The following is an 8,993-nucleotide window of genomic DNA, read 5'->3' as shown; positions in this document are numbered from 1 at the left end:
ACCAACCACCGTCGACGGACCCAGCGTCGACGTCACACGATAAACCTTCGAATCCCACGCATACCTGACATACCGACGCTCATGGACAACATCAGGAGAACCAGCCGACCTCCACTGATCCCCAGTGGCACGCACATCACCGGCCGGACTCGAATAATAAAGCCGATCATTCTCGAACTTCGTAAAGAAATGCGTACCATCCAACAACCTCGACGCATCCGCCGACGGCCTCCCATAGGCAACCCACTGAGCAAAACTCAGCTTCTGCCCCTGACCATCACGACCCACCAAATAAATAGCCGGACTCCAACGATTCTTCACAAAAAAAGCAGCAGCACGCTCCGTATAATCAGGCCGACCCAAACCAGTCCACTCAGACCAACTCAACGACCGAAACGAACCATCAGCCAACACCCCATAAATCGTCGGAGAATTCGCAAAACTAAACAACGACTCATACGTCCTCGCGCCCGAACCTCCAGCGGCGAATTTCCTCAGGGCCGACATAGACCCGTTCCAGATATTGGAGTCGCCCGCATAGGGTCCGGTGGCGCTGTACTGCCAGAAGCTGAAGGTGTTCCAGCCGGCGGGAATAGTCGGCCGATCGTGAGTGTAATGCGCCACATGAAGCGGATGGTCGCTGAATGCCGTGCTCGAATCCGTACAGTGGTTCCACCAACCGGCCGTCGTGTAGATGGCAGGCACCCGGCCAGTGCGATTCTTGATGGTGTTGGAGAAGTCCCGGATCCAATTCACCATCTGTGCCGGGCTCATGCCATAGCAAACATCGCCTTCACCCGAAGGCAATACTTCGGCGCTGTACGGGTTGTACTCAATGTCCAGCAGCGGTGGCAAGGTCCTGCCGTCCGGGGACCAGCCGCCCCCGTGGTTGATGAAGTAGTTCGCCTGTACCTTGCCGGAGGTACGGCTTGGAATCGCGAAGTGGTAGGCGCCCCTGATCATGCCGACGTTGTACGAACCGATGTATTGCTCGGAAAAGTGCGAATTCAGGCTGTAATTGCCCTCCGTGGCCTTGACGTAGGCGAATCGTGCACCCTGATTCCATTGGGCGTTCCAGTTCACATCCGGTTGCCACCCGCTGACATCAATACCGTGGACCCCAAAGGACGGCCGCCAGGTTGACGCCGCGGTGGCGGACAGCGGACTTCTGGCCTGTGCACCTGCGTCCTGCAACTCTTGCCCGGTGGTAAGCGGGGCAGCCGGATCGCCGTGCTCCTCGATCCGAGCCAGTCCCTGGCCCATGAAGGCACCCGGCCCCTCACCCAATTCGACGGCTGAATCATCGGTTGGTTCCGGTTTTGGTGCTTGTTCCGGAGACGCAGCCGGCGTTTGCGGTGCCGTCGGTTCGCTGGTTTCGGGGGCGGGCGTGGCCGTTGTGGTGTCAGTGCTGTCCACCGCGCCGCCTGGTGCTGGAGCGGTGGTTTCTTCGACCGTCGCCGGGTCTGCTTGAGAGCCGTTGGCGGACGTATCGGCCGCTGCAGGTGCGACAAGCGATCCAACCATAAGGCACGACACGATGCACCCCAGCACCGGACGGAAAACGGCTGACTGCTTATTCGATGGTGGAGTGTTCTGATGCAAAGCACGGTGGAAGTGCGAACGGATGATGCTCATAGTGGTTCTCCGGAGGGACTGCTGTGTACCACTTAACCGGGTACGGAGACGAGTGACACACCGAGAGTAGCACTATTGTTACTCATGTTACTACTGAGTCTCATGTGTTCCTGGTCGCAGTCCATGGATACAGGGAAGGCGTTCAGGGCGCATATCTTTGGCCAGGACACGTGGTGTCCCTTCCGGCTATCAGCCGGCTTCCACCTCGGATTTGTCCTCGCCCCACAGCGTGTGGAAGGTGCCGTCGACGTCTGTGCGCTGGTAGGTGTGGGCGCCAAACAGGTCCCGCAGCCCCTGCGTCAGGGCCGCCGGCAGCCGATCGCGGCGCAGCCCGTCGTAGTACGCCAGCGACGAGGCAAAGACCGGTGTGGGGATGCCCAGCTGCACGGCGGTGGACACCACGCGGCGCCACGCCGGCAGCGTTTGGGCGATCGCGTCGCGGAAGGCCGGAGCCAGCAGCAGATTGAGCGGCTTGTCTTCGGCCTCGTAGGCCTTGGTGATTTCCGCGAGCAGTTCCGCGCGGATGATGCACCCGCCGCGCCACAGCGAGGCGATCTGGTCGAGTTTCAGGTCCCAGTTGTATTCTTCGGCTCCTGCGCTGAGCATGTCGAGGCCCTGCGCATAGCTGACCAGCTTGGAGGCGTAGAGTGCCTGGCGGACGTCGTCGACGAAGGTTTCGGGGATGGTCACGCTCTGCTCCCCTGCCGCGAGCTGCTGCCCGGCAGCAGCCCGCTGGCCGGCCTGGGACGACAGGGCACGGGCAAACACCGATTCAGCGATGCCCGACGTCGGCAGACCCAGTTCCAGCGCGGACACGACGGTCCAGCGGCCGGTGCCCTTCTGGCCGGCCGCGTCAACGACGACGTCGACAAACGGCTTGCCGGTCTTTGCATCTTCGTGGGCCAGCACCTCGGCGGTGATTTCAATCAGGAACGATGCCAGGTCGCCCTTGTTCCATTCTTCGAAGATCTTGGCCTGCTCGGCCGGTTCCAGTCCGGCGCCGCTGCGCAGCAGATCGTAGGCCTCGCCAATCACCTGCATGTCGGCGTACTCGATGCCGTTGTGGACCATCTTCACGAAGTGGCCGGCGCCATCGGTGCCGATCCAGTGGCAGCACGGTTCGCCGTCGACATGCGCCGAGATCTTCTCCAGCAGCGGCCCGAGCGCGTCGTAGGAGCGCTTGGAGCCTCCCGGCATGATCGAAGGCCCGTTGAGCGCACCTTCTTCACCGCCGGAGACCCCGATGCCCACAAAGTCCAGGTCCTTGGTGGCCAGCTCGGCTTCCCGGCGGCGGGTGTCTTCATAGTGGGAGTTGCCGGCGTCGATAATAATGTCGCCGGGGTCCAGCAGCGGTTCCAACTGTTCGATCACGGCGTCGACCGCCGGACCGGCCTTGACCATCATCAGGATGCGGCGTGGCTTCTCCAGGGAGTCGACGAGTTCGGCCAGCGATTCGGTGCGGACGAACTCGCCCTCGTCGCCGTAGCGCTGAAGCAGGGCATCGGTCTTCTCGACGCTGCGGTTGTGCAGGGCGACGGTGAATCCGTTCCGGGCCAGGTTCCGTGCCAGGTTGGCCCCCATCACGGCCAGGCCGGTGACGCCGATCTGTGCAGACATTAGTACTCCTTAGCTTCGGTGGGCAGCCCGGGCGCCGCCTGGTTCGGCACCGGCTGTTTACCGGCCGCCGTGTTCAACCCTAAGAGCCAGCGGCATATTGCTGCTACTTTGGCGCTCCTTTGTGACGCCCTCTGTGACGGCCGCGCGGGCCCGGCGACGGGCGAACGTTAGACTCGGGGACGTTGTGACCTCAGTTGTGACCCACGTTGTGGCCTAAGGTGGTCGACGTTGCCGACCGCGGGGATGGAAGATGCCAAGCAGACTGCACCAAAAGGCGCTGGAAAGCCTGGGAACCAGGATCGTCGACGGCGTGCTGCCCGCCGGACATATCATGCTGGCCGAGGACCTGGAGAGCGAACTGGGTGTCTCCCGGTCGGTGGTCCGGGAAGCGGTGCGGGTGCTGCAGTCGGCCGGCCTGGTGCAATCGACCAAGCGGGTGGGTATCAAGGTGCTTCCCCGGCCCACGTGGAACCCCTACGATCCACTGGTGATCCGCTGGCGGTTGCGCAGCAGCGGCCGAGGGGCGCAACTACGGTCGTTGACCGAGATGAGGGTCGCCGTTGAACCGATGGCCGCCGAACTCGCCGCGGACCACGCGCCGGAGTGGGTTGGCGAACAACTTCACGATATTGCCAACAAGATGCGCGCAACGGGACAGGACGCCCGACGGTTCCAACAGCTGGACGTACGGTTCCACGCCGTGGTGCTGGCCGGCTCCGGAAATGAAATGTTCGCCGGGCTGCACGACGCGGTGGCGGAAGTACTGACGGGCCGCCAGGAAATGGGGCTGATCCCCGCCCATCCGCATGAAGAAGCCATCGAGCTGCATCTGGACGTCGCCGAGGCGATTGCGCTGCGTCGACCGGCCGAGGCGCGGGAGACCATGAACGAAATCATGCGCGCGACGATCGACGAGATCCATCAGGAATGGGCCGGAACCCCGCGGTCAGATGCCGGCTTCTAAGGACACCTAGTGTCCGTCAGGCGACCCGCCGGAGGTGTCTGTCATGGTCACCAGCAGCTCCTCGATATCCCTCACCACACCGTTGGGGCTTTGGTCGATGTCGACGACGATGGCGCGTTCCTCGTCGGCCACTGACTCCAGTTCTTCGATCTGCGAAGCGAGCAGGCCCGGGGGCATATACGCGTGTTCGCGCTGGCTCAACCGCGCAGCGATGACGTCCCGGTCGCCGTCCAGGTGGATAAAGACGGTCTCGGGAACGATGCCGGCCAGCCGGTCCCGGTAACTGCGTTTCAGGGCCGAGCAGCCCAGCACCACCGACGCGCCGTCGTCGTGCTTGTGCCACAGCACATCACCGACCCGATCGAGCCAGGGCAGCCGTTCGGCATCGTGCAGCGGAATGCCGTCGCGCATTTTCAGCACCGCTGCTTCGGTGTGCAGGTCATCGCCTTCGACATAAGGCACCTGGAGCGATTCGGACAGCAAAGATCCGATGGTTGATTTCCCGGAGCCGGATACTCCCATCAGCACCATCGGCGGCAACCTGCGTCCATGCAGTTTGGAATGGGCCATTCACGCTCCTTGTCGGTGCCATCAGTGCCGTCCAGCGCAGTCAGTGCCGTCAGCACGATTTCATCCCACTCTATTGACGGCATGCAGACTAATTCCAGATGCCGCCGGCGCATCGTTACCTGCCTGCCACCTGCCGGTCCGCATTCCGTTTCAACAGCCCGGACGCCAGATCCACTACTTTCGATCCGTACTGGCGCACTGAACGGTCGATCGGGGCAGCGCCGAGGACCTTGACGACAACTACAGCGATAGCGACGCAGGCGGCCAAGGCGATAGCGGTATTGGCGCCGGAGTGCCCGGGCGGGAGCAACGGGGTCAGAGCCAGCACGACGAAGCCATGCACCAGGAAGATCCCCAGGCTTCGCTTGCCGATGGCTGTGACAGGGTTCTGGTGCCGTGGCATCAGGGACAACACGGTGACGGTGGTGAACCCGGCAACGGCCAGCAAACCCGCACGGACCGCCAGCCCCTCAACCGTTCCTGTGTCGAGACGGTCGAAACTGTAACTGCCGTACAGCCAGCCCTGATGGATGTCCGCGGCGAACAGGATCCAGCCCAGCGCCAGGCAGAGCACCGCGGCGCAGAGCTTGACCCGGAATGGGATTCTTCCGGCCACGTCCAGTATCTGCCGACCGTAGACCGTGCCGGTGATGAAGAACGGGAGAAAGACCAGTACCCGGGAGATGCTGAAGGCGTATCCCATTTCGTCGATAGCACCTGCCGAAATGGCTATCACGACCGAAACCGCGACGGCGGTCCTGGGCATCCTCCAGACCAGTGGCAGCAGCAACAGCCACCAGATCATTGACAGCAGGAACCACAGCAGCCAGAACGGCATGAACGGGGAGAAATCGCGCTCCAGGGGCGACAGCCACACGGCCACGTAGTAGAGGCCTTGAAACGTCAGCAGCAGGACCAGGAACACCCCGATCCGTCTGCTCAGGTTGTCCCGCTTAGCGGTCATACCGGACAGGAAAATGAAGGCCGGCATGTGGAACATGTAGATGATGGTCAGCGGCAACCGGATGACGTCGGCATTCCAGGCACTGGTGGCTTCCAGCAGGTGCCCGAGAACAACCAGGCTGATGAGGATCCCTTTCGCCGAATCCAATCGCTGGTCGCGCCGTGTAGAGGTGGCCATCGACGAAGCCTAATCGTTACACATCTGTTACCCAAATACGTGACTCATCACTGGTCCGGGTCTGAGTGTGCCTAGTGTGCGTCAGGGGGCCACAACGCCGCGCCGTCGACGATACGGCCGCACTTTATGGTGGGGGTGAAGGTGCCGCAGTGGTGGGTCCTACCGGGATCGAACCGATGACATCCACGGTGTAAACGTGGCGCTCTACCAGCTGAGCTAAAGACCCGTGTGACTGATCGTTGCAGTGCACGCCGGAAATACTTTACCGGATCGGCTTCCCTACTGCGAACCGTCGTCGCCGGGCAGGTCCGGCAGTTCCTCCGCGAGCATCGTCAGCGCCTGCGAAACTCCTGCGTTGACCGTCAATGCTGCCCGGTCGTCGCCTCGGGTCCCCCCGCGGTTAATGATCACCACCGGCTTGTCCTGCTGATGGGCGTGCCTGACGAAACGCAGCCCGCTCATCACCGCCAGCGATGATCCGGCCACCAGCAGCGCACCGGCGTCGTCAACCATCTGATATGCCGCAGCCACCTTGTCCTTGGGGACTGTCTCGCCGAAGAAGACAAAGTCGGGCTTCAACATTCCGCCACACACCTCGCATGGAGCCACCACAAACTCCGCTGTATTGTCGACGACGGCGTCGGCATCGGGAGCCTGCTCGATTAGTCCCTCGCGGCCCACCCGCTCCGCGAAGCCCGGGTTGAGCTCCTCCAGCCGCACAGCAAGATCCGCCCTGGACACGATGGTGTTGCAATCGAGGCAGATGACACGGTCGAACCGGCCGTGCAGGTCCACCACGTTGCAGCTGCCGGCCTGTTCATGCAACCGGTCCACATTCTGCGTGATCAGTCCCGAGAGCAGTTGGCGCCGTTCCATCCGGGCGACAGCGATATGCCCGGCATTGGGCCCGGCATGGCCCATAAAGCGCCAACCGACGTGATTGCGCGCCCAATATTTGCGGCGCAGTTGCTCATCGCCGACGAACTGCTGGTACGTCAACGGGTTCCGCGGAGCGGAGTTGGGGCCGCGGTAGTCCGGGATTCCCGAGTCTGTGCTCAGGCCGGCGCCGGTGAGCACGGCCAGCCGGTGCCCGGCGAGAAGGCCGGCGGCCTCGGCAAGGTTCTGCTGTTCACTGGTGATTAACGGTGGCATCCTGCCGGCAGGGGCACCGCTGGCGAACGCCGTCATACCCAGGCCGGTCGGTTTTTGTTCAGTCACTTGGCCAGTTTCGCCGAATCACTCAAGTTCGTCGAGCGCCTCCAGGTACCAGTGCAGGGGCCTCGGCTCTCCAACGCCGGTGACGATGCTCGAACGAAGCGTTCCCCGCCCGTCGAGCAGGAAGCTGCCGCGTTCGGCCATCCCACGCGCTCCATTGAACACCCCGTAGCAGCGGGCCACCTCTCCGTGCGGCCAGAAGTCGCTGAGCAGGTCGAATGGGTAGCTGTTGGCCCGGGCGAACGCTCGCAGGGTGTATTTGGAATCCACCGAGACCGCCAGCACACGCACTCCCCTGCTGGTGAAGACATCCAGATTGTCGCGCAGGGCATCAAGTTCAGACGTGCAGATACCGGAAAACGCAAAAGGATAAAACACGACGACGGCGGCCCGGCCGGGAGCAGGCCCGACAGGTTCCCCGTACTGATTGGGCAGCTCGAAGCTTGGCGCTGCGTGGCCATGCACGGGCAGGTCCGGCTCACCCCGAGCCACAGACTCATTCAACGTACGCGCCCGGCTTCAGCCCTTATTGCGCTTGCTGACCAGCCGGGTGGCCGTCCAGTCCGTCGATACTCCGGCAGCCTGGGTGGTCACGTGCAATCCCGCCGTTGGCGCTGCTTCCTGCAAATCCGCCGGCTGGACGTAGCCGTCCCGGCCGGCCTTCGGGGTGAGAACCCACACTTCGCCACCCTCGTCGAGGGTGGCCAAGGAGTCCATCAGGGCGTCTACCAAGTCGCCGTCGTCCTCACGCCACCACAGCATGACCGCGTCCACGACCTCCTGATCCTCTTCGGTAAGGATTTCAGAGTCGGTTAGGTCTTCTATGTCAGCACGCAGGTCGAAATCGACATCCTCGTCATAGCCGAATTCCTGAATCAGGTCCCCATTTTTGAAACCCAACTTGCTCGCCACGTTCTTCAACGCGGCGGCGTCGGCCTCGCTCACGTATTCCTCCTGTTACTGACTTTGACCGTTTACCCGGCATCACCGTTGATCGCCAGCGGTGATGCACCTACCTACAAGCCAACACCTTTAAGCGCGGCGCATCAAGCCATGACCGGCGACACACCTTAAAATCCGTCGGACCGGCGGGGCTTGGCATCTTCGCCGTGGCTGATGTGTGGCGTTTATTACGATGTCGGGCGCCGCGCCGTGCACCCCCGCCGTGCGCGGACCCGCGTCGCCGCCGCGCCTGCGCTGAGTCGGAGGTGATGTCGGCGGTCAGCCGGCATTCGTCCGGCTACGCACGCAGCCGGATGCGGGACTAGAGTTGGTATGTGGTTGACTGCCCGCACATCGGCGGCAAGCAGGTCCGCCACCATGCCGGATGCGGCACAAGCCGCCGGAACCGGTGCCACTGCTGACAAAGCACGGATAGCTACTGCACATAAGAGAGGTTGACGTGGCCGCAGGCGAAGAAGAGACGCACATCCTGAGCGGATTGACCAATCAGCTGCCCGACCGGGATCCGGAGGAGACGGCTGAGTGGGTTCAGTCGTGGGATGAGTTGGTTGCTGTTCAGGGGACGGAGCGGGCGCAGTTTATTATGCGGTCGTTGTTGCAGCGTGCTGGTGCGCAGTCGGTGGGGGTGCCGATGGTGACGACGACTGATTATGTGAATACGATTCCGGTGGATCAGGAGCCGGTGTTTCCCGGGGATGAGGAGATTGAGCGGCGGTATCGGGCGTGGTTGCGGTGGAATGCTGCGGTGTTGGTCCATCGTGCGCAGCGGCCCGGTATTGGGGTGGGGGGTCATATTTCGACGTATGCCGGTGCGGCGACCCTGTATGAGGTGGGGTTGAATCATTTCTTTCGGGGTAAGGATCATCCCGGTGGTGGTGATCAGGTGTT

8 protein-coding genes, 1 tRNA gene and 1 pseudogene are annotated in these 8,993 nt (G+C 62.6%); 2 read left to right on the top strand and 8 right to left on the bottom strand.

Going from position 1 to position 8,993, the window contains the following annotated elements:
* Positions 1 to 1,551 (bottom strand): GH25 family lysozyme (locus H535_RS28090; RefSeq protein WP_281171283.1); only part of this gene is annotated, 1,551 nt, incomplete at its 3' end.
* Between the two features lie 273 nt (positions 1,552 to 1,824).
* On the bottom strand, positions 1,825 to 3,252 hold the full coding sequence (gndA, locus tag H535_RS0121390) for an NADP-dependent phosphogluconate dehydrogenase (protein ID WP_026821153.1): 1,428 nt from the start codon (positions 3,250 to 3,252) through the stop codon (positions 1,825 to 1,827).
* Positions 3,253 to 3,502: 250 nt separating this feature from the next.
* On the opposite strand from gndA, the gene H535_RS0121385 reads away from it, so the two are divergent.
* Positions 3,503 to 4,216, top strand: a complete 714-nt coding sequence (locus tag H535_RS0121385; RefSeq protein WP_026821152.1) for a FadR/GntR family transcriptional regulator — start codon at positions 3,503 to 3,505, stop codon at positions 4,214 to 4,216.
* A 6-nt stretch (positions 4,217 to 4,222) separates the two neighbouring features.
* Here the strand turns inward: H535_RS0121385 and H535_RS27190 are convergent, their stop codons facing one another.
* From H535_RS27190 to H535_RS0121355, 6 genes are all read right to left on the bottom strand, one after another.
* Positions 4,223 to 4,786, bottom strand: a complete 564-nt coding sequence (locus H535_RS27190) for a gluconokinase (protein ID WP_051299644.1) — start codon at positions 4,784 to 4,786, stop codon at positions 4,223 to 4,225.
* Positions 4,787 to 4,901: 115 nt separating this feature from the next.
* Complete coding sequence (locus H535_RS27185) at positions 4,902 to 5,927, bottom strand: acyltransferase family protein (protein WP_051299643.1); 1,026 nt, start codon at positions 5,925 to 5,927, stop codon at positions 4,902 to 4,904.
* A gap of 150 nt (positions 5,928 to 6,077) precedes the next feature.
* Positions 6,078 to 6,153: transfer RNA gene (locus H535_RS0121370), tRNA-Val, on the bottom strand.
* A 53-nt stretch (positions 6,154 to 6,206) separates the two neighbouring features.
* Positions 6,207 to 7,145 carry an NAD-dependent protein deacetylase gene (locus tag H535_RS0121365; RefSeq protein ID WP_155838824.1) on the bottom strand — a complete coding sequence of 313 codons (939 nt, stop codon included), beginning with the start codon at positions 7,143 to 7,145 and terminating at the stop codon, positions 6,207 to 6,209.
* 18 nt (positions 7,146 to 7,163) lie between these two features.
* Positions 7,164 to 7,634, bottom strand: coding sequence for a peroxiredoxin (locus H535_RS0121360; protein ID WP_245580410.1), 471 nt, complete (start codon positions 7,632 to 7,634; stop codon positions 7,164 to 7,166).
* Positions 7,635 to 7,661: 27 nt separating this feature from the next.
* Positions 7,662 to 8,087, bottom strand: coding sequence for a DUF3052 domain-containing protein (locus H535_RS0121355; RefSeq protein ID WP_026821149.1), 426 nt, complete (start codon positions 8,085 to 8,087; stop codon positions 7,662 to 7,664).
* Between the two features lie 457 nt (positions 8,088 to 8,544).
* Here H535_RS0121355 and H535_RS27180 point away from each other — a divergent pair.
* A pseudogene (locus H535_RS27180) lies at positions 8,545 to 8,993 on the top strand (pyruvate dehydrogenase (acetyl-transferring), homodimeric type); the annotation flags it as partial.

It is taken from the genome of Arthrobacter castelli DSM 16402 (genome assembly GCF_000430705.1).
GTDB classification, from domain to species: Bacteria; Actinomycetota; Actinomycetes; order Actinomycetales; family Micrococcaceae; genus Arthrobacter_C; species Arthrobacter_C castelli.
The sequence above is the reverse complement of the archived record's forward strand: the minus strand, read 5'-3'. Positions and strand labels throughout refer to the sequence as shown.

Coding starts and splice junctions, on each gene's coding strand:
- H535_RS27185 (WP_051299643.1), bottom strand. CDS start 5,927: ATGGCCACCTCTACACGGCGCGACCAGCGATTGGATTCGGCGAAAGGG.
- H535_RS27190 (WP_051299644.1), bottom strand. CDS start 4,786: ATGGCCCATTCCAAACTGCATGGACGCAGGTTGCCGCCGATGGTGCTG.
- gndA (WP_026821153.1), bottom strand. CDS start 3,252: ATGTCTGCACAGATCGGCGTCACCGGCCTGGCCGTGATGGGGGCCAAC.
- H535_RS0121385 (WP_026821152.1), top strand. CDS start 3,503: ATGCCAAGCAGACTGCACCAAAAGGCGCTGGAAAGCCTGGGAACCAGG.